Origin of the sequence: Erythrobacter sp., assembly GCF_030066995.1 — a bacterium.
GTDB lineage: Bacteria > Pseudomonadota > Alphaproteobacteria > Sphingomonadales > Sphingomonadaceae > Erythrobacter.
Genome location: NZ_JASJAP010000002.1, coordinates 18,166 through 44,932, shown reverse-complemented (window position 1 = coordinate 44,932; position 26,767 = coordinate 18,166). Strand labels below are relative to the sequence as shown.

22 protein-coding genes are annotated in these 26,767 nt (G+C 62.8%); 11 read left to right on the top strand and 11 right to left on the bottom strand.

The genetic code is table 11. From position 1 onward, the window contains the following. Positions 1–44: 44 nt before the first annotated feature. Genes araD through QNI87_RS06440 form a run of 4 tightly spaced genes read left to right on the top strand, consistent with a single transcriptional unit; the run spans position 45 to position 5,000 of the window. A complete protein-coding gene (gene araD / locus QNI87_RS06455) occupies positions 45–1,757 on the top strand; it encodes an L-arabinonate dehydratase (RefSeq protein WP_300595369.1) in 1,713 nt (570 codons plus the stop codon). Then, complete coding sequence (locus tag QNI87_RS06450; protein WP_300595368.1) at positions 1,757–2,650, top strand: SMP-30/gluconolactonase/LRE family protein; 894 nt, start codon at positions 1,757–1,759, stop codon at positions 2,648–2,650. The genes araD and QNI87_RS06450 overlap by 1 nt, the downstream gene beginning before the upstream one ends. Continuing rightward, entirely contained in the window at positions 2,647–3,633 is a 987-nt protein-coding gene (gene araD1, locus QNI87_RS06445; RefSeq protein ID WP_300595367.1) for an AraD1 family protein, read from the top strand. The genes QNI87_RS06450 and araD1 overlap by 4 nt, the downstream gene beginning before the upstream one ends. Positions 3,634–3,674: 41 nt before the next feature. Further along, positions 3,675–5,000, top strand: coding sequence for a Rieske 2Fe-2S domain-containing protein (locus tag QNI87_RS06440; RefSeq protein WP_300595366.1), 1,326 nt, complete (start codon positions 3,675–3,677; stop codon positions 4,998–5,000). 16 nt (positions 5,001–5,016) lie between these two features. Here the strand turns inward: QNI87_RS06440 and QNI87_RS06435 are convergent, their stop codons facing one another. Genes QNI87_RS06435 through QNI87_RS06415 form a run of 5 tightly spaced genes read right to left on the bottom strand, consistent with a single transcriptional unit; the run spans position 5,017 to position 8,983 of the window. Then, complete coding sequence (locus QNI87_RS06435) at positions 5,017–5,649, bottom strand: RraA family protein (protein ID WP_300595365.1); 633 nt, start codon at positions 5,647–5,649, stop codon at positions 5,017–5,019. After that, on the bottom strand, positions 5,646–6,299 hold the full coding sequence (locus tag QNI87_RS06430; protein ID WP_300595364.1) for an RraA family protein: 654 nt from the start codon (positions 6,297–6,299) through the stop codon (positions 5,646–5,648). Before QNI87_RS06430 ends, QNI87_RS06435 begins: the two co-directional genes overlap by 4 nt. Next, a complete protein-coding gene (locus QNI87_RS06425; RefSeq protein ID WP_300595363.1) occupies positions 6,296–6,967 on the bottom strand; it encodes an RraA family protein in 672 nt (223 codons plus the stop codon). Before QNI87_RS06425 ends, QNI87_RS06430 begins: the two co-directional genes overlap by 4 nt. Next, complete coding sequence (locus QNI87_RS06420; protein ID WP_300595362.1) at positions 6,958–7,971, bottom strand: protocatechuate 3,4-dioxygenase; 1,014 nt, start codon at positions 7,969–7,971, stop codon at positions 6,958–6,960. The genes QNI87_RS06425 and QNI87_RS06420 overlap by 10 nt, the downstream gene beginning before the upstream one ends. Continuing rightward, positions 7,964–8,983 carry an amidohydrolase family protein gene (locus QNI87_RS06415; RefSeq protein ID WP_300595361.1) on the bottom strand — a complete coding sequence of 340 codons (1,020 nt, stop codon included), beginning with the start codon at positions 8,981–8,983 and terminating at the stop codon, positions 7,964–7,966. The genes QNI87_RS06420 and QNI87_RS06415 overlap by 8 nt, the downstream gene beginning before the upstream one ends. 178 nt (positions 8,984–9,161) lie before the next feature. Between QNI87_RS06415 and QNI87_RS06410 the strand changes: the two genes are divergently transcribed. After that, positions 9,162–9,362 carry a hypothetical protein gene (locus QNI87_RS06410; RefSeq protein WP_300595360.1) on the top strand — a complete coding sequence of 67 codons (201 nt, stop codon included), beginning with the start codon at positions 9,162–9,164 and terminating at the stop codon, positions 9,360–9,362. Between the two features lie 95 nt (positions 9,363–9,457). Continuing rightward, a complete protein-coding gene (locus tag QNI87_RS06405) occupies positions 9,458–10,777 on the top strand; it encodes an alanine racemase (protein WP_300595359.1) in 1,320 nt (439 codons plus the stop codon). Between the two features lie 56 nt (positions 10,778–10,833). Here QNI87_RS06405 and QNI87_RS06400 read toward each other — a convergent pair whose 3' ends face one another. Then, entirely contained in the window at positions 10,834–11,178 is a 345-nt protein-coding gene (locus QNI87_RS06400; RefSeq protein ID WP_300595358.1) for a RidA family protein, read from the bottom strand. 125 nt (positions 11,179–11,303) lie between these two features. On the opposite strand from QNI87_RS06400, the gene QNI87_RS06395 reads away from it, so the two are divergent. From QNI87_RS06395 to QNI87_RS06380, 4 genes are all read left to right on the top strand, one after another. After that, positions 11,304–13,187 (top strand): serine hydrolase domain-containing protein, encoded by a 1,884-nt coding sequence (locus QNI87_RS06395; RefSeq protein ID WP_300595357.1) that lies wholly within the window; start codon positions 11,304–11,306, stop codon positions 13,185–13,187. Next, positions 13,184–14,428, top strand: a complete 1,245-nt coding sequence (locus tag QNI87_RS06390; protein ID WP_300595356.1) for an aminotransferase class V-fold PLP-dependent enzyme — start codon at positions 13,184–13,186, stop codon at positions 14,426–14,428. Before QNI87_RS06395 ends, QNI87_RS06390 begins: the two co-directional genes overlap by 4 nt. 63 nt (positions 14,429–14,491) lie before the next feature. Further along, entirely contained in the window at positions 14,492–15,394 is a 903-nt protein-coding gene (locus QNI87_RS06385; RefSeq protein WP_300595355.1) for a haloalkane dehalogenase, read from the top strand. A gap of 23 nt (positions 15,395–15,417) precedes the next feature. Next, positions 15,418–17,322, top strand: a complete 1,905-nt coding sequence (locus QNI87_RS06380; RefSeq protein ID WP_300595354.1) for a glycoside hydrolase family 2 TIM barrel-domain containing protein — start codon at positions 15,418–15,420, stop codon at positions 17,320–17,322. An 11-nt stretch (positions 17,323–17,333) separates the two neighbouring features. On the opposite strand, the gene maiA is transcribed toward QNI87_RS06380, so the two are convergent. Further along, on the bottom strand, positions 17,334–17,954 hold the full coding sequence (gene maiA, locus QNI87_RS06375; protein ID WP_300595353.1) for a maleylacetoacetate isomerase: 621 nt from the start codon (positions 17,952–17,954) through the stop codon (positions 17,334–17,336). 7 nt (positions 17,955–17,961) lie between these two features. Beyond that, positions 17,962–19,404 (bottom strand): aldehyde dehydrogenase family protein, encoded by a 1,443-nt coding sequence (locus QNI87_RS06370; protein WP_300595352.1) that lies wholly within the window; start codon positions 19,402–19,404, stop codon positions 17,962–17,964. A gap of 183 nt (positions 19,405–19,587) precedes the next feature. Here QNI87_RS06370 and QNI87_RS06365 point away from each other — a divergent pair, with 183 nt between their 5' ends. Continuing rightward, positions 19,588–20,649: an alpha/beta hydrolase gene (locus QNI87_RS06365; RefSeq protein WP_300595351.1), complete on the top strand. Its 1,062-nt coding sequence runs from the start codon at positions 19,588–19,590 to the stop codon at positions 20,647–20,649. Between the two features lie 39 nt (positions 20,650–20,688). Here QNI87_RS06365 and QNI87_RS06360 read toward each other — a convergent pair whose 3' ends face one another. The 3 genes from QNI87_RS06360 to QNI87_RS06350 form a co-directional block, all read right to left on the bottom strand. After that, on the bottom strand, positions 20,689–22,680 hold the full coding sequence (locus QNI87_RS06360; protein WP_300595350.1) for an alpha-amylase family protein: 1,992 nt from the start codon (positions 22,678–22,680) through the stop codon (positions 20,689–20,691). A gap of 110 nt (positions 22,681–22,790) precedes the next feature. Next, positions 22,791–25,283, bottom strand: a complete 2,493-nt coding sequence (locus QNI87_RS06355) for a TonB-dependent receptor (RefSeq protein ID WP_300595349.1) — start codon at positions 25,281–25,283, stop codon at positions 22,791–22,793. An 84-nt stretch (positions 25,284–25,367) separates the two neighbouring features. Beyond that, the gene (locus tag QNI87_RS06350; protein ID WP_300595348.1) at positions 25,368–26,744 is read right to left on the bottom strand and encodes an MFS transporter; all 1,377 of its coding nucleotides are present in this window, start codon (positions 26,742–26,744) and stop codon (positions 25,368–25,370) included. Between the last annotated feature and the right edge of the window lie 23 nt (positions 26,745–26,767).

The following is a 26,767-nucleotide window of genomic DNA, read 5'->3' as shown; positions in this document are numbered from 1 at the left end:
GTCAGACGTATTCCTAATTTTGGGCGATGGTAGGGTGAGGGCGCGTGCGCAAGTTCAGATCTCAGGAATGGTTCGGCGGCAAGGACCGCGATGGCTTCATGCATCGCAGCTGGATGAAGAACAGGGGGCTGCCGCATGACAGCTTCGATGGGCGGCCCGTTATCGGGATATGCAACACCTTCAGTGAGTTAACTCCCTGCAACAGCCATTTCCGTGAACTGGCTGAGAAGGTGAAGATCGGTGTGTGGCAGGCGGGCGGATTGCCGCTCGAATTCCCGGTCATGTCGCTGGGGGAGACCAATCTCAGGCCCACCGCCATGCTGTTCCGCAATCTCGCCAGCATGGATGTTGAGGAATCGATTCGCGCCAATCCGATCGATGCGGTGGTGTTGATGACCGGATGCGACAAGACCACGCCCGCGCTGTTGATGGGCGCGGCGAGCTGCGATTTGCCCACCATCGTGCTGTCGGGCGGGCCGATGCTGTCGGGCCGGTTTCGCGGGCGGACTTTGGGCTCTGGCACCGATGTCTGGAAGATGTCCGAGGATGTGCGCGGCGGCGCGATGAGCGAAGAGGAATTCTTCGCCGCAGAGGCGGGCATGCACCGTTCGGCGGGGCATTGCATGACGATGGGCACCGCCTCGACAATGGCGACGATGATGGAGGCGCTGGGTATGGCGCTGCCCTCGAACGCGGCCATTCCGGCGGCGGATTCGCATCGCAACACCCTTGCGCAGATGACCGGGCGGCGCATCGTGAAGATGGCGCATGAGGATTTGCGTCCCAGCGCAATTCTGACGCGCGAAGCGTTCGAGAACGCGATCCGGGTGAATGGCGCGGTGGGCGGCTCGACCAACGCGGTGCTGCATCTCCTCGCTATCGCTGGACGCGTGGGCGTCGACATCGCTCTGGACGATTGGGATCGTTGTGGCCGCGACATTCCCTGTCTGGTCGACCTGATGCCATCGGGCCGCTTTTTGATGGAGGACTTCCACTATGCAGGCGGGGTCCCGGCGGTGATCGCCGAGCTGGGCGATCGGCTGGACCGCGACGCGCTGACGGTCACCGGGCGGTCGCTGGGCGAGAATTACAGGGACGCGCCGTGCTGGAACAGGGACGTTATCCGGAGGTTCGACAATCCGGTGCGCGACCATGGCGGCATCGCGGTTCTACGGGGGAACCTTGCGCCCCAAGGGGCCGTGCTCAAACCCTCGGCGGCGTCCCCGGAACTGATGCGGCATCGCGGCCCTGCGGTCGTGTTCGAGGATATCGAGGACTACAAAGCCCGGATCGACCACCCCGATCTCAACGTGACGCCGCAATCGGTGCTCGTGCTCAAGAATTGCGGGCCGCGCGGCTATCCCGGCATGGCCGAGGTCGGCAACATGGCGCTGCCGCGCAAGCTGCTCGAAGCGGGCGTGCGCGACATGGTGCGCATTTCCGACGCGCGGATGAGCGGGACCGCGTATGGCACGGTCGTGCTGCACGTCGCACCGGAAGCGGCTGCCGGAGGACCGCTTGCCCTGGTCCGCAGCGGCGACATGATCGCGCTCGATGTCGAGGCGCGCACCCTCGAGTTGGAAGTCGACGCAAACGAGTTGAAACGTCGCCGCGCCTCGTGGTCGCCGCCTTCACCCCCATTTGAGGGTGGATACCAGCAGCTCTACATCGACCATGTCCAGCAGGCCGATCGCGGTGTCGATCTCGATTTCCTCGTCGGCTGTCGCGGAGCAGCCGTGCCCCGGGAAAACCACTGATGGTCGAGGCGCGTCTGATCGAGACGATCGATGCCGGTGACGAACTGGGCGAGGGCGTCGCCTGGCGGCCCGAGGATCGGTCGCTGTGGTGGACCGATATTCAGGGATCACGGTTGCACCGCATCGATTGGCAGACGCGCGAGCACCGCACCATTGCGCTGCCCGAGAAGCTCGGCAGCTTCGGGTTTTCAGCGCCGGGCGACGGGCGCTTGATCGGCGCCTTCCAGACAGGCTTTGCGTGGCTCGATCCGGAAGCAGGCCGGGTCGAGTGGATCGAGCGTCCGCTTCTGGGACGCGCCGATATGCGCTTCAACGACGGGCGCGTCGGCCCCGATGGGCGTTTCTGGGCAGGGACGATGGCCGATCCGCAAGGAAAGCAGGGCTTGGGTGTGTTGTACAGCATCGATGCGGACGAGGGCCTTCGCGAGCACCGCACCGGCATCGGCGTTCCCAACGCGCTGTGTTGGAGCCGGGATGGTGCGACCGTCTATTTCGCGGATTCGGTTCAAGCGGCCATCCATCGTTATCCCTTCGACATCGCAGCCGGGACGTTTGGCGAGGCGGCACTGTTCTGTTCGCTGCCCGAGGGAGCACCCGACGGCGCCGTAACAGACGCCGAAGGGCGCGTTTGGAACGCCGTTTGGGGTGCGGGCGAGATCCATGTTCGCGACCCCAATGGCGCGCTTCTGGCGCGGATCGCCGTACCGACGAAGCAATGCACCTGCCCGGTGTTTGGCGGCCCTCGGATGAACCTGCTTATCGTTACGTCCGCCAGGGAAGGCATGACCGAAGACGCGCTTGCACGCGAGCCGCAGGCGGGATCGCTGTTCGTGTTCGAAACCGATTGTACGGGTCTGCCTCCCGCGCGGTTCGGGGAAGGGATGATCGCGTGACCTTGCTGATCCAGTTCGATCGCGGCGAAGGGCTGGCGCTAGGCCTGCTCGATGGTGACGAGGTGCGACCGCTCGACGTCGAAGGCGGCCTCTATGCGCTGGCGCAAAGGGCGGTTGCCGATGGCAAACCGCTCGCCGATCTTGTGCGCGGTGGTGCGGGCAAGACGAGCCTTTCCTATTCGCAGCTTGAAGCGGATCGCGGTTTGCTGCCGCCCATCCTGCATCCGGACCCCGCCCGATTGATCGCTTCGGGCACCGGTCTCACCCATATGGGCAGCGCCTCGGGACGCGACGCCATGCACAAGCAGGCCGCGCAAGGCGAAACCGATTCGGCGCGCATGTTCCGGCTTGGGCTGGAAGACGGGTGGCCAGCGGCAGGCGAAGTCGGCGCGGCGCCCGAATGGTTCTATAAGGGTGACGGGCAGTCCTTGGTCGCACCGGGCGGCGCGCTCAATCTGCCCGATTACGCCGCGGACGGCGGTGAAGAGCCTGAAATTGCGGTGATTTATCTGATCGATGATCAAGGGACACCGCGCCGGATCGGATCGGCGCTGGCGAACGAATATTCCGACCATGTGATCGAGAAGGGTAACTACCTCTGGCTGGCGCACTCCAAACTCCGCCAGTTCTCGATCGGCCCCGCGATTCGCCTTGGCGATCTGCCGCAAGAGGTCGATGGCCGCTGCGCGATCCATCGCGACGGGGCTGTGGCGTGGGAAAAGCCGTTCGAAAGCGGCGAGGCGCGTATGTGCCACAGCCTTGAAAACATTGAGTATCACCATTTCAAATACCCCGCATTCCGACGTCCGGGGGACGTCCACGTCCATTTCCTGGGCACGGCGACGCTAAGCTTTGCGGATGGATTCAGGACGCAGCCCGGTGATCGTTTCGAGATCAGCGCCGATGAATACGGCCCCGCGCTGCGCAACACGCTGACCGCGAGCGCCAGCGGATATCGGCCCGGCGCGGTGCGATCCCTATAAGGGCCCAAAGCGACTGAAAGACACGGGAGAGGTACTTAACCATGCATGCAATCGACAATGAGCTGCTCACCCGCACCGGACCCGGCACACCGATGGGCACATATATGCGGCAGTTCTGGTTCCCGGCGATGCTGTCGTCCGAGCTCGAAGCGGGCGGCGCGCCGGTCCGCCTGCAGGTGCTCGGAGAGCGCTGGGTGGCGTTCCGAACCGAGTCGGGCGCGGTCGGCGTCGTCGATCATCTGTGCGCGCATCGCTGCGCCTCGCTCTTTTTTGGGCGCAATGAAGAGGAGGGCATCCGCTGCGTCTATCACGGCTGGAAATATGACGTGACCGGGCAATGCGTCGACATTCCATCCGAGCCCGATGGCCGCGCCTTTGCCAAGCGGCTGAAGCTCGCCGCAGCGCGCGTCCACGAAGTCGGTGGGCTCGTCTGGCTCTATCTGGGTGACGAGGAAACACCGCCGCCCTTTCCGCAATTCGACGTCAATCAGCGCCCGGCGGAGGAATGCGTCGCCAGCATCACCTTGCGCGAGTGCAATTGGCTACAGGCGCTCGAAGGCGATATCGACACCTGCCATGTCGGCTTTCTGCATCTGGGCGGTATCCCGGCCGACACCTTTCCGAAGGGCTCGATCAACTATTACCGCCAGCTCGATCTCGCGCCGCGCTATGAGGTCGTCGAGACCGACTACGGCGCGCTCTACGACGCCTATCGTCAGGGCAGCCCGACCGAGACCTACCACCGGATCGGGCAGTTCATCCTGCCATTCTATGCCATGACGCCGCCGTTCCAGCTTGACAGTGGCGCGGCGCATTTGCGCGCCTGGGTTCCGGCGGACGATCATCATGTCTGGCTGATCGAGCTTAGGCATGGCGACGTACCGCTGACCCGCGACGCCGATGGCAAGCCGATGCCGGGCGGGACGATCGGCTGGGATTACCTCCCCAACACCAGCGATTGGCTGGGCCGGTGGCGGGTCAAGCAGAACGCCGCCAACGATTACGGCATGGACCGATCGCGAGCCAATTACACCGGCATCGATGGCATTCCGCTTCAGGATCAGGCGATCACCGAGAGCATGGGGCCGATCCAGGATCGCACGCGCGAGCATCTGGGATCGAGCGACCGGATGATCGCGATCTGCCGCCGCCGTCTTTTGCGCGAAGCGCGCGCTTTGGCGGATGATGGTGCGAAAGGGGCCTCGGCCCTGTCGCCCGAGCGCTTCAGCGCCATACGCTCCGGCAACATGCTGCGCCCCGAAGGCGCCGACTGGCTCGAAGCCTACAACGCCTATCGCGAAGAATGGTCGCCCGGCATTGGCCCGATCGAGCGGGCGGGCAAGCCGGTTATCGCAGGCGTGGAATGAACGGCAAAGCAGCGGGTCAGGAGGGCAGTTCGCCGAGCCCGAACAGGTCGAGCGTGCGCTCCCCTGCGCGCAGCCGTGCGATCTGATCGACTTCCGCCGCGTCGCGCGCTTCGCTCGAGCTGAGCGCGGCATCGATCCCCTCGGAAGGCAGCGCCACGATCCCGTCGCTATCGCCCAGCACAAGATCGCCGCGTTTCACCAGCACGTCTCCGAAGAACAGCGGATCGCCCAGACTGCCGCGCCCCTGTTGGTCCTTGCCCGTCCCCGCCAGACAGACATTGGCGCTGAACACCGGCCAGCCAATCTCGGCGAGCCGCGCGGCATCGCGGATCCCGCCATTGATGACGAGGCCGGCAAGCCCGCGCGCCTTGGCCGCTTCGGTCATGACTTCGCCCCAATAGCCCGCTTCATGTGCGCCTTGCGGATCGAACAGGATCACATCGCCGGGCTGCGCAGCGTAGATCGCGCGGTGGAGCCAGAGATTGTCCTTCGCCGGCCCATGCGCGGGAAAGGCGCGCCCGCACAGCTTCATCTCCGGGGCTACCGGCTTGAGCGTGGAGGGCAAAGCGCCTTTGCGCCCCGCAGCCTCGTGCAGCGTCGCCGCCGATATCGCAGCCGCGCGTGCAATCTGTTGATCGGTCAAACTCACGCGTCGCGCCTTTGCAGCAGGTGATACGCTTCGTCCTTGCGCGCCTGATCGAGCCGCTTGCCGCCCGCGACCGCCTCGCGGATGCGTTCTTCGGCGGCAAAGATGGTTTCAGCAAGCGTCACAACCTCTTCCTCGCGCGCTTGCGGGATCGCGATCACGCCATCGGTGTCGCCAATCAGGATGTCGCCCGGAGCAATCTCGGCGCCCCCGATCATCACCGGCACTTGCGCCGCGTCGAGCTGCACCCGGTCCTTGCCGGTGCGCATCGAATAGCTGCGCGAATAGAGCGGGTAGCCGATCTCGCGGGCAAGCGCGGTGTCGCGGCAGGCGCCATCGATCACCGTTCCGGCAATCCCGCGCTTATTGGCGACGAAAGTCAGGATATCGCCCCAGACGGTCGCATCCTCGCGCCCCGCATTGTCGAGCACGCAGACCGAACCGGGCGCGACGTCATCGATATAGTCACCGACCGTGCCCGGCTCTCCACCAACCGGGACATAGCGCAGCGTGAACGCGCGCCCGGCCAAGCGGAATTTCGGATCGAGCGGCTTGATGCCAAGGCATTGCCCGGCAATGCCCAGCTTGTCGAGCGCATCGGAGAGGGTCGCGGTATCAATCGCGGCGGCCCGTTCGACCAGCGTGTCGCTCATGATGGCGTGTCCTCCAGCATATGTTCGTAATTGCCGCCCATGACCTGATCGATCGGAACGCCGCTGCGCACGGCACGCGTGAGTTCGGCCTCGCGGGCGGCGATCTCGCTGGCGGCCACCAGCACGTCTGCGATCCGGTCCGCCGGGATAAACGCCGCGCCCGATCCGTCGACGACCACGAAATCGCCTGCGTTGACGGTGGCCTCGCCGATCGTCACCGGCCCACCGGTTTCGGCTTCGTGGACGCGGCCTCGGGCGGTGCGGGCGGTGGTGGCGCGCGCAAAGATCGGAAAGTCGAGCGCGGCCGCCTCATCGACATCGCGCACCGCTCCATCGGCGATGACACCGGCGATGCCGCGCGTTTTCGCCCCGTTCGAAAGGATCCCGCCCCAGCAGCCCGCATCGACTCCGCTGCGTTGTTCGACGACGATGATATCGCCCGGCTGCGCGCGGTTGATCGCGTTGGAACCGAGATGCACCGGCGGCGCATCGGCGGGCGGCGGTCCTTCGGCCAGTCGCAAGGTCATCACCCGGCCCGACAGGCGCGCGGTCCCGGTGCGTGGCGCTAACCCGCTCTGCGCGGGCGACAGGCCAAGCTTGTCGCACGCGTCGGACACGGCGCAGGCATCGAGCCCGCTCAGCCGCCGGAGGATGTCGCTCAGCTCCACAGGATCGCCCCGTTGGCCGTGCCCGTCCCCGCATTCGAGCGATAACAGCCCTGATATTCGACGATATCGCCCGAAAGATCGGTCTCGAACAGCACCCCTGCGGCGGCGATCCAGTTCTTGAGCTCCGATGTGCCCGACTGGAACATGCTCTCATCGATGCCGGTGAGGAATTCCGCGTCGCGCCGCTGGAACGCGTCCATGAATTGCCGATCGAAATCCTCGTCGATGACAAAATGGCTCATCCCGCCCGAGCCGACGATGGCGATCCGTTTGCCTTCGCCCCAGCTCTTGAGCACGCGGCCGACCGCTTGCCCCATCGCAAAGGCGCGCGCGGCGCTGGGCTGATTGGGCGGGAAGAAGGTGTTGGAGATGATCGGCAGGATCGGCGGGACATGATCGCGCATCACCCGTTCGATGATAAAACCGAAGGCGTGCGGAATGCCGCTTGACCAGTGGCCCGGATTGTCGGGCAGGCGCGAGGAGACCGCCGGGTCGAAGCCCGATTGCATCAGTTCGGCGATCACCGCGTTGGCAAGCTCGGGCATGGCCGCGTATTCGGTGCGGGTGCGCGGCTTGCAGCCCCATTCCGCCTCCGCAATGCCCGGCGGCATCCTGGCTTCCTGCTCGGGCGTGGGCGGCTCGCCATAAAAGCTCTCGCCGTTGTAGATGGTGAGCGCCGGGATCACGCTGTCGAGGAACAGTTCTTTCTGATCGTTGCCGAAGATCACCACGGCGTCGGGCGCGGCATCGGCCCAGGCCTCAGCCAGCTTGTCGATCATCACCTGACACGCGGCGTGGCGGCGCGTGCGCTCTTCGATGGTGACGACGGCGTCGAGGCCATCTCCGGCGCGCTCGGCGGTCAGGCCTTCGAAGTCGTAAGGCGTGCCGCGCCAGAACAGGCGCTTGTTCTTGTGATCGGCGGGCAGGCGGGCGAGCCATTGCTCCGGCGTCGTCGAAAGCGTGGGGCCGTGCGAGGTCCACAGGCCCAGAACGATATCAGCCATCGGCTTTCTCCAGTCCGAGATTGAAGACCTTATTGGCATTGCCCCAGAAGATCGCCTCGCGCTCGGCGTCGCTGAGCCAGTCGATGGCTTCGATGTCGGGTTTCAGGTCGTCGAAATACCGGCCCGTATCGGGGTTCTTGGTCGAGCCCACGCCTGGACACTCGGCGCCGAACAGGCAGCGTTCCGGGCCGACCGTCCGAAGCAGCAATTCAAGCGCGTCCTGCGTGTAGAGCACGGTGTCGAACCACAGCAGCTTTAGCTTGTCCTTCAGGCGCGGGCCGCCGCGCTTGACGCTCGGTGCATCCCACCGCCCGAGCTGGTAAGGGATCGCGCCGCCGCCATGCGACATCACGATCTTGAGCTGCGGGAAATCGTCGAACACCTGGCTGCGCAGCAGGCCGAGCACTGCGACCGTTTCCTCATTGATAAGGTGGGTCGAATAGTCGACCCGCGGAGAGCGTGACGAGGTGGCATGGATATGCGCGGGCACGTCGAGCTCGCACAGCTTCTCATAAAGCGGATACCAGTAACGATCGCCCAACGGCGGCGCTTCGCCCGGACCGTTCTCGAACGGATCGGGATTGAGCAGACAGCCGCGAAAGCCCAGCTCATTCACGCAGCGCTCAAGCTCGGGCAGGACGCCCTCGATCGGCTCGCCCGCTTCCTGCGGCAGACCGGCAATGCCGAAAAACCGGCCTGGGAACAGACCCATTTGCCGGTGGATCACATTGTTGCATTCCTCGACGAACCAGTGGACCAGCTTGCCCGGCTTTTCGGAATGCATCAGCTGGAACGGGCGCGGGCTCAAGAGCTGGATGGTCGTGTCGACGATATCGAGATAGTCGAGATGGCCGTGCTCCCAGGTCTCAGGCGTGTTGGCCGCGGCGCGGATTTCATCGTCGCTGATCTTGAGATGGCCGCGCCCGTGCGCGCCGCGGTGGGAAAGCAGCGTTGCCTTGTAAGCCCATAACTTGGCCGGGGCGCTGACATGGGCGTGGCAATCGACGATCATCGTGGCACTTCCTTTGCTGCGCTATCGATCCTTATGCAAAAGCTGCGATAATGATCAGACGTCGCACTATTTATCGGCGAAGCGCTGGCGGCGTCAATAGCGGCGCTTGGGCGATCGCAAGGTTCCGATAGGGTGTTTTCCGTTCGGAAAAAAGGGGCTGCGATGGCACAGCCTACCATTGAGGGTTAGCTACGCGATCAACGTGATCGCGCCGGACACGCTCCACGCCCGCAGCACGCCGCATGGGGCTTCGGGACGACTTGGCGGGGTCGTTATCGCTGACCGTTTCGAAGAGGCGCTTGCGGCGCGCGCCAAGCTCTACCCCCAATTTCGCGGATTTGCGTTAGCGCCGAAAATGCCAGAGAGCCTCTCTGGCTGATCCAAAGCTTCGAACGATCAAGATTTTCGGATTTCGGCGATTTTTTCGTTTCGGAAAATCCGTAGGTCGCTTAAACTGGAGAAAAGGGAGCGGCTATGGCAGATATTGATCCGGACCTTGACTCAGATCCCGGCTTGAGCGGCTTGCTGAACGAGGAAGTCGATTGGCGCTTCCTTGGGGCGCCGACCTCGGGGAGCGTGCGCGTTGCCGATCTGGGGGCGCAGGGTTGGAGCCTGCTGGATGGCGACCTGATGCTGCCATGCGCTGTGCTCAAGCGTGACATGATCGAGCACAACCGGCGCTGGATGCGCGCCTTCCTCAAGGCGACCGGCACAAAGATTTCGCCTCATGGCAAAACGACCATGGCGCCTCAATTGTTCGAACGCCAGCTTGCCGACGGCGCCTGGGGCATGACCGCCGCGACGCCGGCGCATGTCCGCATCTATTCCCACTTCGGGGTCGAACGCATTCTCCTCGCCAACCAGTTGGTCGGCAAGCGCAATATTGCGGAAGTGTTCGCGCTCCTGCGCGCACTACCGGAGCTGGATTTCTACGCGCTGGTGGATTCGGTCGAAGGGGTCGAGATGCTCGCATCGATGGTGGGGCGGCATCCGATAGGCCGACCGCTACAGCTGCTTGTCGAATGCGGGCTGGCTGGCGGGCGCACGGGCGCGCGTTCAGCAAAGGAGGCGTTCGCCGTCGCGCGAGCGGTCGCGGCGTCCGACGGGCTGGCGCTGCGCGGTGTGGAGGGTTTTGAGGGCGCCATTCGCGGCAGCCGCACCGATGCTCCGGTCGACAAGGTCGAATCGCTGATGGAACTTATGCTCGAGGTTGGCGCGGTGGCGAAGGACGAAGGATGGTTCGCGCCCGGAAAGCCCTTGCTGACCGCCGGGGGATCAGCCTTCTTCGATATCGTCGCCAAGATACTGGCGGGCGACACGGCCCCGAAGGGGTTCGAAGTGGTGCTGCGGGCCGGGTGCTACATCAGCCACGACAGCGGGTTCTACACCGACCTGCTCGCCGAAATGGCTGGCCGGTCTGGGCCCATTCTGCCGCATGGAACGCTGCAGCCCGCACTCGAAGTGTGGGCCGCGGTGCAATCGCTGCCAGAACCGGGCCTGGCGATCCTGACACTGGGCAAGCGGGACGCGCCCTTTGATGTCCGGCTTCCGCAGCCCGTGGCGCAGTTTCGCGCCGGTATGACACGGCCGCAGGCGACACCGAAGGCCTGGGCTGTGGACCGGCTGGACGATCAGCACTGCTACATGAAAATCGACGAGGGGGCCGACCTGCGGCTAGGCGATCTCGTCGGATTTGGCGTTTCCCATCCGTGCGGCGCCTTCGATCGCTGGCCGCTGCTGTTCGAGGTGGACCGGCACTATAACGTCGTCGGCGGTATCCGCACGTATTTCTGAGCCAAGTGGCCCTCATTCCTGAGCCAGGTGGCCCTCACGCCAATTGTCGATCGGCCTCACTGCGCTGCGGTCACTGCGATTTCGACCAGCAAGTCCGGATGCGCCAGACGCGCTTCGACCGTTGCTCTGGCCGGGGCATTCTGGCCACCGATCCAATCGTCCCACACGGCATTCATCTCATCGAAGCACCGCATGTCTGTGAGCCAGATCTGCGCGCCGATCAGGCGGTCTTTCCCCGACCCGGCCTGTTTGAGCAGATCGTCGATGCGGGTGAGGATCGCGCGCGTTTGACCGGTCACGCTCGGCGCCATTGATGGATCGATCTGGCCGGACAGATAGACGAGGCCGCCGTGGATCACAGCCTGGCTCATCCGCGGGTTTTCATCGATACGCTTGATCATCGTGTGTCTCCGAAACTTATTTTCCACTTGGAAAATATCCCGCGGCGCCTAACAAGGGCGACTTGGGAAATGCAATCCGATTTTTGCTGGATTGTTGGCGGTCCGACCGACCGGGGAGTGCGCCAATGCGCCAATGGCTGGCGATGCTGTTTGCGACATGCCTTTTGCTGGGAATGTCGGGCACTGTCATGGCGCAATCACCTTCCGATCCCGATTTTTCCGATCTTGAGCCCTTTGTCGACGGGCTGATGCAGGCGCAGCTTCGCGCGACCGGTGCACCGGGCGGCGTTGTTGCGATTGTCCACCGAGGCGAGCCGTTGCTGATCAAGGGCTATGGCTTTGCCGATCTTGAGAAGCAAAGACCGGTCGATGGCGCGTTGACGATGTTCCGCCTCGCTTCGATTTCGAAGCTGTTTGTCGGCCTGTCTATCGCCCAGCTGGCTCAGGCTGGCGAGATCGATCTGGACGCGGATATCGAATCCTATCTAGGCCCCATTCCCGGGCGTCGTTTTGATGACACGCTCACGATCCGGCACTTGCTGACCCACCGATCGGGGCTTGAGGACGCCCGCTACGGAGTCTTCCATCCCGACGGCACTCCGGCACCGCCTCTCGCCGATGTCATCGAGAACACGCTCCCGCAGCAGATTCGCAGACCCGGCGCCTATCCCGCCTATTCGAACCACGGCTATGTCTTGCTGGGACGGATCATCGAGCAGGTGACGGGCATGCCCTACCACCAATATGTCGAAGATCGCGTGCTGCGGCCGATCGGCATGGAATACGCGAGCGCCCGGCAGCCCGTGCCCGATCCCTTGCAGCCGCTCGTGGTCACCTCCTACGGGGATGCGGGCGGTGTGCCGCAGCCCAAGCCGTTCGAGACGGTGTCCGCAAGCCCAGGCGGTGCGATCAGCGCTTCGGCAGGCGCGATGGCCAAATTCATGGCGTTCATGATGGAGGCGGAGCCGCGCCCGGATGTTCTGTCCTCTGAATGGATCGAGCGGGCTCAGGCAGAGCTTGCTAGCAGCGATCCGCGCGTCAACGGCATGGGCTTCGGCTTTGTGCGGCAAACCCTTCACGGGCGGCCCGGCTGGTATCACACGGGCGGACTGCGCTATGCGTTCAGCAGGCTGACGATCCTTCCAGAAGAGCAGTTTGGCGTGTTTCTCGCTTACAATTCCAACCAGACGGGCGGCGCGATCACCAATCCGCTCTATTTGCTGCTGGATCGCTATTATCCCGCGCCCCCGCGCGATGCTTTGCCGCCACCGCCCGCTGAGGAGAGCCTGCTGAAATATGAAGGCGCGTACCAGACCACAGGCAGTTTCTTCGGGTCCTTCGGGGCGCTTGCCTCCGCGGCCGATCAGGCGATTGTGCGCGTCGTGGGTCCGGGCCTGATCGAGATCGACCGTTGGGGCAGCACGACGCGCTGGCAATGGGCGGGCGAGGACCGCTTCCGCCAGATCACCGGCAGCGATGCGAGCGAGTTCGGCGATGTTTTCTTCCTCTTTGAGGGCGAGGGCGAAGACCCGACTTCCTTCGCTCGCTTGAGCCAGCCCACCCGCGACAATGTCCGCATGTCGGGTATGAAGGATATTCGCACCGCGCGGGCCATGCTCGATTGGGGCTGGTGGCTTGGTGGAGCGCTCGCTGTTGGTTTGGCGGCGTCGGCGATATGGGCGGTGAGCGCCGGGCGCATGGGCCTTGCGGCGGGTATGGTGACGGGGGTTGCGAGCCTGGGGATGCTGGGATGGTTCCTGGTGTCCTACGGGGCGGGAACCGGAAGCTTCAATATCGATGCGCTGGGTTTTGGTCCCGATCCCTCGACGCAATGGCTGATGGCGCAGCCCTATGTGGCGACTGTGCTGGCGCTGGTGGCTCTCGCCCTGCTTGGCGGGGCGTCTTTCCGCCAATCGAACGGGCTCGCAGTCAAAGCCCTGACAGGGCTGTTCGGCGGATACTGGATTGCCGCCGTTTTGTTTCTGACCAGTTGGAATCTGATGCTGTGAGCGCTCGCCTGCCCTTGCCCTTATCCCGCCGCGCCCTCATGGCTGTCGGTCTGGCCGGGAGCGCAGCCAGCGTCGCGTACCGCCCTGCCTACGCCGATCGCGGGTCAACGGCGCTCTTGTCCGACACCACCCTGGAACCTGGTCTGGTGCTGCTCAACGCGGCGAACCTCACGCCTGCTTTCCGGGTTGCGCAGGAGGCCATGGAAAAGCTTGCAAGGTCGGTTCGGGAAGATCCCAGCTTTCAGAATCGGGATCGGTTCCAGGAGATGTCCGAGGCCGTCCGGGCACAGCTCGCCGCCTTTGTCGGCGCTCCTGCCGACGGCATCGCGCTGCTGCGCAATTGCAGCGAAGCCAACAATCTGATCGCGCATGGCCTGGCGCTGTCGGCGGGCGATGAAGTCATCGTCTTCGATCAGAACCATCAGTCCAACCGGCTGTCCTGGCAAGCCCGCGCCACGCGCGAAGGCATCGTGGTCCGGGACTTGCCGACACCGATCGACGCGCAGAGCGAAGCCGATATCATCGCACCCATCGCGGCAGCGATCACGCCGCGAACCAGGGTCATCGCCGTCAGCGAAATCAGCAACCGGTCCGGGCTGGAAGCGCCGGTGCGCAAGCTCGCCGAATTCGCCGAAGCGCACGATATCTGGCTTCATATCGATGGGGCGCAAGGTTTCGGATGGCGCCCGCTCGACCTCCAGGCGCTCGGCTGCACATCCTATTCAGCGAGCGCGCACAAATGGATGCTCGGGCCGATCGAGGCTGGTTTTCTCTATGTCCAGCCGAATGCGCTCGAACGCGTCGCGTCGCCGATCCAGAGCGTGAACTACTGGCTTTCGCACGGCGCCACACCGCAGGGCGCGCGGCGCTTCGAGGCTCTAGGTCAAAGAGACGACGCTCGGCTCGCCGGGATCGCCGCCACCATCGCACGGATCGAGGAAATCGGTTTGCAGGTGATCGAGCAAGAAGTCCGTGCGCTGACCGATTATCTGAGAATGCGGCTCGGCGAATTGCCTGAGGTCCGCGTCGGCGAGCCCGGCTCTCCAGGCCTCTTCGGCCCCATCGTGCGCGCCTATTTCGACACGCCGCGCCCCGTCATGGCCGCGCAAAGGATGTGGGATGCGAAACGAATAGCGCTCACTCCGGGAGCCGGTAGCCTGCGCTTCTCGCCCCACGCCTACAACACGCGCGCCGAGATCGACCTTGCGGTCGGCGAGCTTGCCGAGGCGATCCGGGCGTGACGAAAGTCCACCAATCCAACACGGCCTGCGACCGCAGCGCCGCGACAAGAAATGAGGAAAGATATGCCCAGCGATGACGTCCTTCGCACGCCGGACGAACGGTTCGAGGGCCTGCCCGATTACCCGTTCGCGCCGAACTATCTTGAGATCACCGATCCCGATCTGGGCGCGCTTCGGCAGCATTACGTCGATGAGGGCGAGGGGCTTACCGTTGTATTGCTGCATGGCGAGCCGACCTGGTCGTTCCTTTACCGCAAAATGATCCCGATCCTGGTTGCAGGTGGCTACCGCGTGCTCGCGCCCGACCTCATCGGCTTTGGCAAGTCGGACAAGCCGACCGATCCGGCGATCTATTCCTATTCACGCAATGTGACCTGGCTCAACAGCTGGTTCGAGGCGGCGGGCGTTACCGAGTGCCGCCTGTTCTGTCAGGACTGGGGCGGCTTGCTCGGTCTGCGCATCGTCGCAGCGGAGCCCGATCGCTTCGTCAAGGTGTGCGCGGGCAACACCGCGCTTCCCGATGGCACCGGCATGCCCGAGGGCTTTTTCGCCTGGCTCAATTTTTCGCAGAGCATGACGGATATCCCGGTGGGTCAGGTCGCCAATATGGGCAGCGCACGCACTCTGACGGACGCCGAAATTGCCGCCTATGACGCGCCGTTCCCGAGCGAGGAATACAAGGTCGCCTCGAACCTTTTTCCCAAGCTTGTCCCGCACAATCCGACCATTCCCGGCGCGATCGACAACCGGGCCGCGTGGCGCTCGCTCGAAACCTTTGAGAAACCGTTCCTCACCCTGTTCAGCGATGGCGATCCGGTGACCTATGGCAAGGAGCGAATGATGATCGAGCGGATTCCCGGTGCCGCTGGCCTGCCGCATGAGATACTGAAGGGCGGGGGGCACTTCCTGCAAGAGGATGTGGGCGAGGATCTGGCGCGGCGTCTTGTTGCCTTCTTCGCCGACTGAGTGACCGATTGGGAGAGTACGTGATGCTAAGGTTTCTGCTTGCTGCCTGTGCGACAATGATGGCGCTGATCGCGACGCCTGCGCTCGCAGGCCCTGTCCTTTTGGAGGGTCGCAAAACCACATCGCTCGATGGGCCGTGGGATTACATCGTCGACCCGCAGGATGTTGGCGGCAGCAACATCAACGGCGTCCCCACCCCGCGCGGCTATTGGCTCGACGAGCAGGTCGATCACACGGACCGGTTGCTGGAGTACGATTTCACTGCCGCGCCGAAATTGCAGGTTCCGGGCCCATGGAACACGCAAGTGCCGGAACTGCTCTTCTACGAGGGAATAATCTGGCACAGACGGGTGTTCGAGCAGGACACAATCGACCCTGAAAGCCGCTATTTCGTGCACTTCGGCGGCGTCAACCTGCGCGCGACGGTCTACCTCAATGGAAAGGAAGCGGGCAGCCACGAAGGGGGCTTTACGCCTTTTTCCGTCGAGGTGACCGAGCAACTCGCCGAGGGGCGCAATTCCCTGGTCGTGAAGGTGGATAGCCGGTCCACAACCACTTCGTTGCCCGGCCTTCGCTACGACTGGTGGAATTACGGCGGCATTACGCGCGAAGTGCGTCTGGTCGAAACGCCGGCGACCTATGTGGAGAATTTCCGCCTCCAGCTCGATCCCGCCGATCCGCGCTACGCGACGGGATGGGTCCAGGTGGATGGCCCCGGCGCCGCTGACGCGCAAGTCAGTGTCGCGATCGAAGGGGGGCGCAAGAAGAGCGTCACAACCGATGCTGACGGCTATGCCGAGTTAAGGCTGCGTGCACCGCGCAAGCTCTGGTCTCCCGAACAGCCGACCTTGCACCGCGTGTCGATCACGTCGGAGTACGAGTCGGTGAGCGAGAGCATCGGCTTCCGCACCGTCGCCGTCGAGGGCAACCGGATCCTGCTCAACGGCGAACCCATTTTCCTTAAAGGGATCAGCGCGCATGAGATGCTGATAAGCAGCGAAGGCAGGGCGAGCAGCGAGGCTGACGCGCGCGCGACGCTCGAACGGATCAAGCAGATCAACGGCAATTACATGCGGCTCGCGCATTATCCGCACAATCGCCACATGGCGCGGGTGGCCGATGAACTCGGCATCCTGCTGTGGGAGGAAATTCCGGTCTACTGGGCGGTCGATTTCGCCAGCGAAAAGGCTCTTTCCAATGCCAAGCAGCAGCTGAGCGAGCTGATCGCGCGGGACGGCAATCGCGCCTCCGTCATTGTCTGGTCGGTCGCGAACGAAACGCCGATCGGAGACGCGCGCAACGCCTTCCTGCGCAATCTGGCGGCGCATGTGCGCAGCGAAGACCCGACGCGGCTGGTATCGGCGGCGGCCATCTCCACAAGGGAATCGCTGGAGACCTATGCCCGGATCGTCGGTGCCGTTCTGCAGAACAAGGGGGATCAGTTGCCGCCCGAGATCTTCGCGGCCGAAATTTCCGATCCGGTCGAGGATGCGTTCGATATCCTCTCCTACAATCAGTATCTGGGCTGGTACGACGCCGCCCTGCTTGCGCCGCTGCTCGGCGTCGACGAGCCGACTTTGCGCAAGGTGATCATGGGGATCATCCCCAACATGTCGCTCAAAGCGTCCTCGGGGCAGCCGCTCGTCCTCAGTGAGTTCGGCGCGGGAGCTTTGCGCGGGCGACGCGGCGAGACGTTCGATCTGTGGACCGAAGATTATCAGGCGGCGGTCTATACTGCGCAATTGCAGCTGGTCGCCAATTCTCCGGGCGTTGCGGGGATTTCACCGTGGATGCTCAAGGACATGCGCTCGCCGCGCCGCCCGCTCTCGGGCATCCAGGATTACTACAACCGCAAGGGCATTTTCGATGAGAACGGTGAGCCGAAGCTGGCGGCTGAGGTTCTGAGCGAGTTTTTTGCGGAGCGCTAGCGGTGCGGTGATCAGGCCTCGGGCGCGGCGGCCCGCACAGCCTCTATCTCCTGCATCCGAGCATCGATCGCTACCAGCGTCGGGAAATCGTCGAGCGGCACGTCAAAGCGCCGCGCGTTGAACATTTGCGGCACCAGGCAGATGTCGGCGGCGCTCAGTTCGTCGCCGGCACAGTATCCCTCTGCGTAACGCCCCGCGAGCGCTTCAAGCGTGATGAAACCCGTCCGGACCCAGTGCCGATACCAGTCGTCGACCGCTGCCTGATCGAGCCCGTACTCACCCTTGAGATGTTGGAGCACACGCAGATTGTTCAGCGGATGGATGTCACAGGCGATGGTCAGGCAGGATTCGAGCACTCGCGCCTCGGCCATGGGATCGCTGGGAAACAGGGCGGGCTCGGGCGCGAGGTGGTCGAGGTACCGCAATATGGCCAGCGACTGGCCGAGACTTTCCCCCGTCTCCGTCACGAGAGCGGGAAGCAGCCCGGCGGGATTGACCGCTAGATAGGCCCCGGACCGCTGCGCATTCTCGCGAAAATTAATGAAGATACGTTCGGGTTCGAGGCCCTTCAGATTGCAGGCGATCCTGACGCGGTAGGATGCAGACGAGCGCGGGAAATCGTAGAGCTTCATATGCGTCTCATGCCGAGCGCTGGTACGCCGTCTTCACTGTGGTGTAGAATTCCCGCGCGTAGCTGCCCTGTTCACGCGGGCCGAAGCTCGAAGCCTTTCGTCCGCCAAAGGGCACATGGTAGTCAACGCCCGCGGTCGGCAGGTTGACCATCACCATTCCGGCTTGCGCGTTCGCCTTGAAATGCTCGGCCTTGGCGAGCGATTGCGTACAAATGCCCGCCGACAGGCCGAATTCGGTGTCGTTCGCCGCGGCAAGGGCCGCTTCGTAGTCCGCGACACGCTGAACCGTCGCGACCGGACCGAAAATCTCTTCGCGCGCGACGCGCATAGCGGATGTTGCGTGGTCGAGCAGGGCCGGCGCGTAGAAGAAGCCCTTCCGGCCCTCAATTGCGACCGGCGCACCGCCAGCAATCAGCTTGGCGCCCTCTTCCTGTCCCAAAGCGACATATTCCTCGGTCTTCGCCAGTTGCGAAGCGTCCGCCAGCGGGCCGATCTGCGTCGAGCCGTCGCGAGCGTCACCAACCGTCAGCGCCTGCGTCGCCTTGGCCAGCGCTTCGACAAAGCGATCCGCGATGCCTTCGGTGACGATGATGCGGCTCGACGCCGTGCAACGCTGACCGGTCGAGTAGAACGCGCCCTGCACCGCGCAATCGACGGCAATGTCCAGATCGGCATCGTCGAGCACGATCAGCGGGTTCTTGCCGCCCATTTCGAGCTGCGCCTTCGCCCCGCGCGCAGAGGTTGCTGCGAGCACATGCGCGCCGGTCTCGACCGAGCCGGTGAAGGTCACCGCGTTGACCTTGTCGGATTTGAGAAGCGCTTCGCCCACGACGCCACCCGATCCCATCACCAGATTGAACACGCCATTGGGCAGGCCCGAGCGCGAGATGATCTCACTGAGCGCCCAGGCTGAGCCTGGCACGAGCCCGGCCGGCTTGAAAACGACGCAATTGCCATAGGCGAGCGCGGGTGCGATTTTCCACGCCGGTATCGCGATCGGGAAGTTCCACGGCGTGATTGCGCCGACCACGCCGACAGGCTCGCGCGTGATCTCGACCTTTACGCCGGGTCGCACGGACGGCAGCACATCGCCGCCGCCGCGCAAGGCTTCGCCCGCGAAGAACTTGAATATCTGCCCGGCGCGCCCGGCCTCCCCGATCCCCTCGGGCCGTGTCTTGCCCTCCTCGCGAGCCAGCAGGTCGCCCAATTCTTCCTTCCGCGCGAGGATCTCGCTCGCGATGAAGTCGAGCGCGTCAAAGCGCTGTTGCGGTGTCGCGTGACGCCATGCGTCCGCCGCAGCGCTGGCAGCGCTGATGGCGTCGTTCGCATCGGCGGGGGAGGCAACCGCATACTCGCCGATAACATCGTCGAGGTCGGACGGGTTGATGTTGCGGGAGGTCTGATCCGATGTGCGCCATTCTCCGGCGATGAAATTGGCAAAGGTGTCCATGGGGGTGATCCTGCGTTCTAGAGGTCCGGTTCGTCGGCGAAGACAGCCCGGTCGGAGCTTCCTTGCCATAACGCCGCTCAATTGCAACTCGTCAGACGTCTGTTGAATTTTGCACTCGCCAAAAGAGGCAGAACTCGGTTACAGTTTCTGATCGGAAAATCAATTGGTGTGACGGAGGCGGGGATGATGCTGGGCAGGAATTTGGCGATAGCGGCGGCTTCGGTGTTGGCGATTGTGGCCTGCGCGACAGTGCCTGGCGACAAGACGATCGCGGCCGAGCCGCATGAGGACGCGCCTGTCACCCCGGAGCAAGAGGCAATCGCTGATGCGATACCCGCCCTTTACAAGGCGCCTGGTGAATGGGTGGACATCGGCGATGGTCAGAAACTGAACACCTATTGCATGGGTGAAGGCTATCCGACCGTGGTTCTGGAGGCTGGCGGTGGCTGGGGCGCGGTCGCGTGGGCGGGGATTCAGTCCCGGATCGCCCAGGTTACACGGGTGTGCAGCTACGATCGCGCGGGATCGAATTTCAGCGACCTTGGCCCGGTCGATCGCCCTGCCGGCCAAGACATGCGCGATCTCAACACGTGGCTCGAAGTCGCTGGGGAGGACGCTCCCTACTTGATGGTCGGCTGGTCTGCGGGCGGGATGATCTCGCGTCAGTTCGCGTGGACGCACCCGGAAAAGGTGGCGGGGATCATCGCTGTCGATGGGTCAACCTTCGACCTCGAATATCCCAACTGGAAGCCGGAATGGCGTGAAAACGCCATTTCGATTTTCAAAGGGTGCAAGGCGGCGGCCAAGAAGGATCGGTTTGCTTCCGATCCGGCGCTCTATGAGCGCTGCCGCAAGATCGTGAACCCGCTCGATTTCGTGCCCGAGTATCGCGCAGCCTTCGAAGACACTCTCCGCAGCCCGGAAAAGTACGAGCAGTTGATTTTCGGCTTGAGGAGCATCGACGATTACAACGTGTTGATGTCGGAACTGCGGGGCCCGATGGGCGATATCCCGCTCAAGGTTCTCGTCGCGAGCGAACACTTCGAATTCAACGAAGAGACCGGCGACTTCAGCAACGAGACCTATATTCGCTACACTTACGAGATCACCAAATTCTCGACCAACAGCGAGTATCGCGTGATTCCGAACACCAGCCACTCCATCCACATCGACCGACCCGAGCCGGTGCTCGAGGTCATTTTCGAGACGATAGAGGAGCTGCGCAGTGCAAAGGCGGGCGGCTGATTGGCGGCCCCGACCGGCGACGAAGTCGAGAAAAGCCCGCTACAACGCGATCACGATCTGAGCGGTGCCGGGCAGGCGCTCGGCGGTAAAGCTGACAACACCATCGCGCTGCTGGAAATCGAGGCTCGTCTCGCCCAACCGCACGTCTTTGACCGGGCGATCCTCGCGGAATTGGAACATGACGTCCGCCAACGAGGGCAGCGCGTCGATCGCCTCGATATTGCCGAGCTGGGTCTGACCCCGCAATTCGCGCGGCGCATAGACGTGCTGGAGGACAAGCCTGCCATCGCCTTCTCGCACCGTTGTTGTTGCCGATGACGGCAGATTGGTGGTCAGGCGTCGACCGTCGGGAAGCAGGCTTTCGATCACCCTGGCCGTGAAATCGCGCACCATCGCCTGCCCCAATTGCTTGTACAGGCTGAACACCGGGATCGGCAGATAGGCGAGCTTGCCCTTGCGCACGCCGCAGGAAAAGGAACTGGGCTCGCGCTCGCGCGGGGTGTTGATATGGCCACTGAACTGGCGTGGGCTGCGGTTGAATTGCGGATCGTAAACCTTGCCGAGCGTTTCCCCGTCGGTTGGCACGATCCGCAAGGTCGGGCACATGATCAGGAACGGATCGTCGATGAAATCGGGCCGCAGATCGGGCTCGGGGATGATGTGACAGTTCTCGAACGGGCTCGGCCCGGCAAACTGTGCGCCGATGTCGAGTGCGAACCCACTTGAGTCGGGTTTCAATCCGCTCTCGCCGGTCAGCAGCACAGCCCCTCCCTGATCGAGATAGACTTGCAGCCGGTTTGCCAGCGCATCATCGATGCGGACTTTATCGGGCAGGACAAGGAGCGGGTAATCTTCAAATCGCGTGTCGCAATCGATCACGTCGAACAGGAACCCCGATTGCTGCAATATCCGCAGCGCTCCGTAATCTTCATCGATGTGGCGAGCATCGCGAGAGAGCGAGCCGGGATCGCGCACGGCGATGCTCGATAGCAGGCCGACCTCCGCGACATTGGTCGTTCCCTCGATCAGCGCCTCGCGTGCTTTTGCCTCGGCAAAGACCTGGCCGATCATCGCATAGGCGCTGGGATCGAGAACGCCGCGCGGGTCGAGCTGGTCGCCGATACACGCGCGCGCGCCATGCGCCTGCATGGTCGCTATCTCTCCCGCGAGCGCTTTGGGATGCTTGTACCCGCCAAGTTCGCCCCAAATGATGTCGAACCGGACGGTGACGCCCATATAGGGCTCGCCGAAAGGGTCGACATAGCGCGCCGAGATCGGAAAATGGTCGTAGCCCCATCCGCCGGTCGGGACAGCCTCGATTTCGACATGCGAGAAGTCGTCGAACACGCGCCGGTCGCCGCGCGGCACCATCGAGCTGTTGTGGAAGATCGACATGTCCGGATTGATCCGCCGGATCGTCTCTGCCGATTTCTTCAGATAGTTCTGGAGCACGTCGTGGGCGAAGCTCTGCCGGTCGGTCTCGCTGGTCCAGTCGAGCCCGGCCTCGTCCATCCCCTTGCGGCAATAATTGCAGCAACATTCATGCTGAAACACGATGTCGAGCCATAGCCCGTCCGCATTGGGAAAGCGGGTGGCGATCTCCTCAATCTGCGCGAGCACATAATCCAGATAGGGCGTGTTGAGGCAAAGGTAGGACCACATCGGGTCGAGGTTCTTGCCCATCGCCATGTGAAATGTGCCATCGGGTAGAATTCGTCGCCATCCGGGATTTGCGAAGGCGGCCTGTTCGTCCCAACCTACGGACAAATAGATGGGCGTTCGGATCCCTTCTGCGCTGCATGCTTCGCTCTGTGCTTGCAGGAGATCGAAGTCGAGCTGGGGATGCCGCTGGCCCACTTCGCTGTCGTAGTAGGACCATCCGTGATGACACTTCGCGAACAGAACCACTGAATCGACATGCGCATCCTTGAGTGTCCTGGCGAAGTCGGCCCCGTTGAAGTCGGCGCCAATCTCCGGGATCTTCTCCGAGGTGTGGAAATCGAGATGGATTTGCCGATATGGCAGGCTCATCGCAGCGATCCTCCTAACTGTACAAATGGCAGCGGCCACCATCTAAAAAGAAGCCGACCGCGTCGGCGAATGCCATACGCGGTCGGCTCATAATTGCCGCTCAAAAACGATTAAAACCGCTTGAGAACTTCGATCGTCCAGGTCCGAGGTGCGCTAAGCGATTGCGAAACCACCCCGGAGAACACGTTCACGTCGACACCGGTGCTGAACACCTCGTCGGTGATGTTGAAGACGCGCCCTGTCACGGTAAGGCCGAGTTGCTCGTTTGTGAAAGCGACGTTGGCGTTGAAGATGGTTGTCGCGTCGACAAACGATTCCGGATCGACTTCCGCCTCGACTTCGTTGTTCTGCGAATCGATTACCGTCTGCGTACCGGTAAACGCATCGCGGTTGCGGTAGCTGCTGCGATATTGCGCGTCCCCTCCAAACCGCAACGACCAGTCACTGGACAAGTCGAGTTCATAAGCTCCCACGATATTCAGGGTGTGCTTCGGAACGTTGGGAAGCTGCTCGCCGGTCAGGTCCGCCAGCACGGTACCGAACCCGGCAATGTTGATGGCCGCCCCCGGATAGTCGTCATAGGTCGATTCCTGATACCCATAGGCAGCCGAAAGCGTGAAGCCATCGATAGGCTCGATAAAGCCATCGATCTCAAAGCCTTCGACCGACGCGGAAGTGTTTTCCGTCAGGCTGACCCGGTTTCCGACATTGTCGATGATGGTAAAGCCACGCTGGAAGTTGTTGTAGTCCTGCATGAAGGCAGCCGCGTTGATCGCCGCTCTTCCGCCAGGTGCACGCCATTTGAGGCCGATTTCGTAGGCTTGAATCTCTTCAGGCTCGAACCGTCGCGATTCATCGAATGTGGTTTCCGTGGGACCGACAGGCGCCGTGTTGAAGCCGCCGCTGCGGAAGCCTTCAGCATAGGATGCATAGACCCTGACCGTATCGGTAACGTCGAATTTGGCGCTGAAACTTGGCGTCCAGATATTGTCGACCGCCTCTTCGCTCTCAACCGGCCCGACCGAGAAGTTACCCGTCGGGTCACCGAAGAGCAGGAGCGCAGTAAGCCCATCGGCGGTTGTGGTAAGCGAGGCTTGATTGGTTTCCCGGGTGTATCGCAGCCCGGCGCTGAGCTCGAGACGCTCGATCGGGTTCCAGGTGCCTTGGCCATAGAAGGCAAGACTCTGCAATTCGGTGTCCGAGAAAGTCGTCTGGTTCCCGCCATCCGGAAGGGGAGGGATCGGAAGCATGAGCACCTGCTGCAACACCGGATCGGATGAGTACCGACCGGGCGTCAGAATGCCGAACAAGCCGCCAGGCGCGAACGGCGCCAGCGTCTGCGTTACATTTGCTCCCGGGATACTCGCATCGATCCCTGCCGCCTGCTGTTCGGTCAGGATCGGATTGGGGATTGGCGGCGGGAACGGAAAATCCGCCCCGATATCATTCGAATCCGCGAACGAGTTTTCACTGTCGAAAAAGTACGTGCCCAACTGTGCGCTGAAGTTCGAGCCATTATCGTAAAACAGCGTCAGTTCCTGTGTGAACTGATTATCGTCGCTTGGGCGAAAGCCTGAAATGATATCGAATTGAGAATTGTCGCCGTCGCGGGTCAATTCGGTCTTCGTATCGCGCACGGCGCTTATCGAGCGCAGTTCGAAATCACCCAGTTCCCATTCAAGGCGAGCGTAACCGCTCACCACTTCGCGATTGAGGATGGGCAGAACATCGCGCCCCGGCAAAACCCGGTCGAACGGATCGCCATCGTTGGCGCCGATGCGGAAAATCGCGGCGTTGGGATCGTTGGGAATGTCGCGTGAGACATCGGAGAGACCCGTGACCTGCTCGTTCTCGAGGTAATCGACATTGAACAGCGCGGTGAAGTTATCGGTTACGTCAAACTTGAGTTGGCCGACCACCATGAACTCGTCGATCACATTGAAGTCGTCACCGCGTCCTCGCACTTCATCGAAGCTGTCCTGTGTGCGATAGCCGCCCGCAACCTTGGCCGAGACACCTTCCGTAATGGGGCCGCTCAGCGATCCGCCCAATTGTGTAAGATCGTAAGCGCCATAGCGCGCAAGGAATGAACCTTCGAACTCATCACCCGGTTTGCGCGTGACTGTGTTGATGGCGCCGGAAAGCGCATCGCGTCCGAACAGCGTGGTTTGAGGACCGCGAACGATCTCGACCCGCTCGATGTCCACGAGCAGGGTGTTGATGCCACCCGCATTGCCGACAAAGACATCGTCCACGTAAATCCCGGCCCGGCCGGGTACGCCGCGGATCGTCACCACTGTATCGGCGGGGTTATTGAACCCCTCGAAGATCGTCACGTTGGGAGAACGCAGCGCCAGGTCACCGAAGTCGAAGATGCCTTGCTGTTCGATTTCTTCGGCGCTGAAGACATCGATCGACGCCGGAACCTCCGCGAGCGGTTCGGCTTGGCGACGAGCGGTGACGATAATCACGTTGTCCTCTTCGGACGCCTCTTCCGCTCCCACTTCCTGCGCGGTTGCTGGCGTTGCAAGAACTCCCCCGAAGGCGAGCACAAGAGCCGATGCTCCAAGGAGCTTCGACTTGCGGTTGAATGATTTGACCATTTTTACCCTCCTTTGGTCGGTTTCTGTCCGGTCCAGTCCCTAACTGGCCAGGTGGCGCGGAAAGCGCCCAGAGTCATATAAACTTCAAGGTGAGACCTCTTCGGTCGCCAACGGCTCCAGAGCGGCGCGAAACGGTCGCAGCGCAGAAAAGAGAAACGCTGCGCCAATCACGTTCAGCGCAGGAATGGTGATAGCCAGAGCGACGTTGAGCCTCAGCGGATCCTGGAAAACGTATTCGGTCAGCAGTCCAACGATGAGCGGGCCGGTCACCATGCCAATCAGACTGGTCAGCAGAAGCTGGAACGCGGCTAGCCGTCCCCGCAACTCCCCTGGCGCGACCGATTGTGCGGCAGCCGGTGCCAAGCCGACGTAAGCCGTGCCGATCCCCATCGGCAAGACGAGCGCAAGGATCACCAGAAAGGGGCTGGGCAGCAAGAAACAGACGAAAAGTACTGGAGCGACGATGGCCGATGACAGCGCCATGAACCGCATCGGGGCATCGCTAATGCCCTGGTCTGCCCAGCGTGACGCTATCGCACCGCACACTATTCCCCCGGGCAGAGCTGCGAGAAGCAGCAACAGGCCAATCGTCACGCCGGCTTGGGCCGTGGTCCAGTCGAAGGTGCGTTCGAAGAAGCTCGGCAGCCATGCAAGGTTCGCATATCCGCCCGCGGTCAGCATGGATATGCCAAGGATAAAACGCGTGATGAGGCCGGCGTGCTGGCGGCTGAACGATCCGAGGCTCACGGAACTGCCACTATCAGCCGCGGTTTGGAGATTGGTGCGGCTGGGCTCCTTGACCACAATCGCGATCAGCATCGCGACGACAACACCCGGTAAACCGACGATCACGAACACGGCTTGCCACGAGGCGAATTCCTGCCCGGCGAAATTCATCGGCGGAGCAGCGGCAAGAGCTTCAACCAGCAATCCGCCGGCGATGTACGCAATCCCTGCGCCGATCGCGACGCCAGCACCATAGATGCTCATCGCGAGCGAGAGTTCTCTCTTCTCGAACAGGTCGGCGATCATCGAGTGACCCGATGCCGAGAGCGTCGCTTCGCCGACGCCGACACCCATCCGAGCCAGGAAAATATGGAGGAAGTTCTGGGCGAGGCCGCACGCAGCCGTCATCAAGGACCAGCCAGCTACGCCAACGGTCACAATCCACTTTCGGCTGCGACGATCGGCCAGCCAGCCCAGCGGGACCGCGGCCAGGCTGTAGAAGACGCTGAACGCAAAGCCCTGCAGCAGGCCGATCTGAACATCATTGATGTCAAGATCGCGTTTGATGGGCGTAACCAGCAGGCTCAGGATCTGGCGATCCATGAAGGAAAGCACGGCAGCAACGATAAGCACGCCGACAATACCCCACGCCCGCGCCCTGCTTATGGGGCGGTCCGAAGCGCTCGTGGCTGTCGCCATCACGCCAGTTGGCGCTGTATGGACCGCATCAGCCATCGACTTTTCCCCCTCCCCTTGCT

Excerpts from the sequence above, each read along its gene's own strand:
- QNI87_RS06450 (WP_300595368.1), top strand. The coding sequence starts at position 1,757 with ATGGTCGAGGCGCGTCTGATCGAGACGATCGATGCCGGTGACGAACTG.
- QNI87_RS06440 (WP_300595366.1), top strand. The coding sequence starts at position 3,675 with ATGCATGCAATCGACAATGAGCTGCTCACCCGCACCGGACCCGGCACA.
- QNI87_RS06430 (WP_300595364.1), bottom strand. The coding sequence starts at position 6,299 with ATGAGCGACACGCTGGTCGAACGGGCCGCCGCGATTGATACCGCGACC.
- QNI87_RS06420 (WP_300595362.1), bottom strand. The coding sequence starts at position 7,971 with ATGGCTGATATCGTTCTGGGCCTGTGGACCTCGCACGGCCCCACGCTT.
- QNI87_RS06415 (WP_300595361.1), bottom strand. The coding sequence starts at position 8,983 with ATGATCGTCGATTGCCACGCCCATGTCAGCGCCCCGGCCAAGTTATGG.
- QNI87_RS06405 (WP_300595359.1), top strand. The coding sequence starts at position 9,458 with ATGGCAGATATTGATCCGGACCTTGACTCAGATCCCGGCTTGAGCGGC.
- QNI87_RS06400 (WP_300595358.1), bottom strand. The coding sequence starts at position 11,178 with ATGATCAAGCGTATCGATGAAAACCCGCGGATGAGCCAGGCTGTGATC.
- QNI87_RS06395 (WP_300595357.1), top strand. The coding sequence starts at position 11,304 with ATGCGCCAATGGCTGGCGATGCTGTTTGCGACATGCCTTTTGCTGGGA.
- QNI87_RS06385 (WP_300595355.1), top strand. The coding sequence starts at position 14,492 with ATGCCCAGCGATGACGTCCTTCGCACGCCGGACGAACGGTTCGAGGGC.
- QNI87_RS06380 (WP_300595354.1), top strand. The coding sequence starts at position 15,418 with ATGCTAAGGTTTCTGCTTGCTGCCTGTGCGACAATGATGGCGCTGATC.
- maiA (WP_300595353.1), bottom strand. The coding sequence starts at position 17,954 with ATGAAGCTCTACGATTTCCCGCGCTCGTCTGCATCCTACCGCGTCAGG.
- QNI87_RS06370 (WP_300595352.1), bottom strand. The coding sequence starts at position 19,404 with ATGGACACCTTTGCCAATTTCATCGCCGGAGAATGGCGCACATCGGAT.
- QNI87_RS06365 (WP_300595351.1), top strand. The coding sequence starts at position 19,588 with ATGATGCTGGGCAGGAATTTGGCGATAGCGGCGGCTTCGGTGTTGGCG.
- QNI87_RS06360 (WP_300595350.1), bottom strand. The coding sequence starts at position 22,680 with ATGAGCCTGCCATATCGGCAAATCCATCTCGATTTCCACACCTCGGAG.
- QNI87_RS06355 (WP_300595349.1), bottom strand. The coding sequence starts at position 25,283 with ATGGTCAAATCATTCAACCGCAAGTCGAAGCTCCTTGGAGCATCGGCT.
- QNI87_RS06350 (WP_300595348.1), bottom strand. The coding sequence starts at position 26,744 with ATGGCTGATGCGGTCCATACAGCGCCAACTGGCGTGATGGCGACAGCC.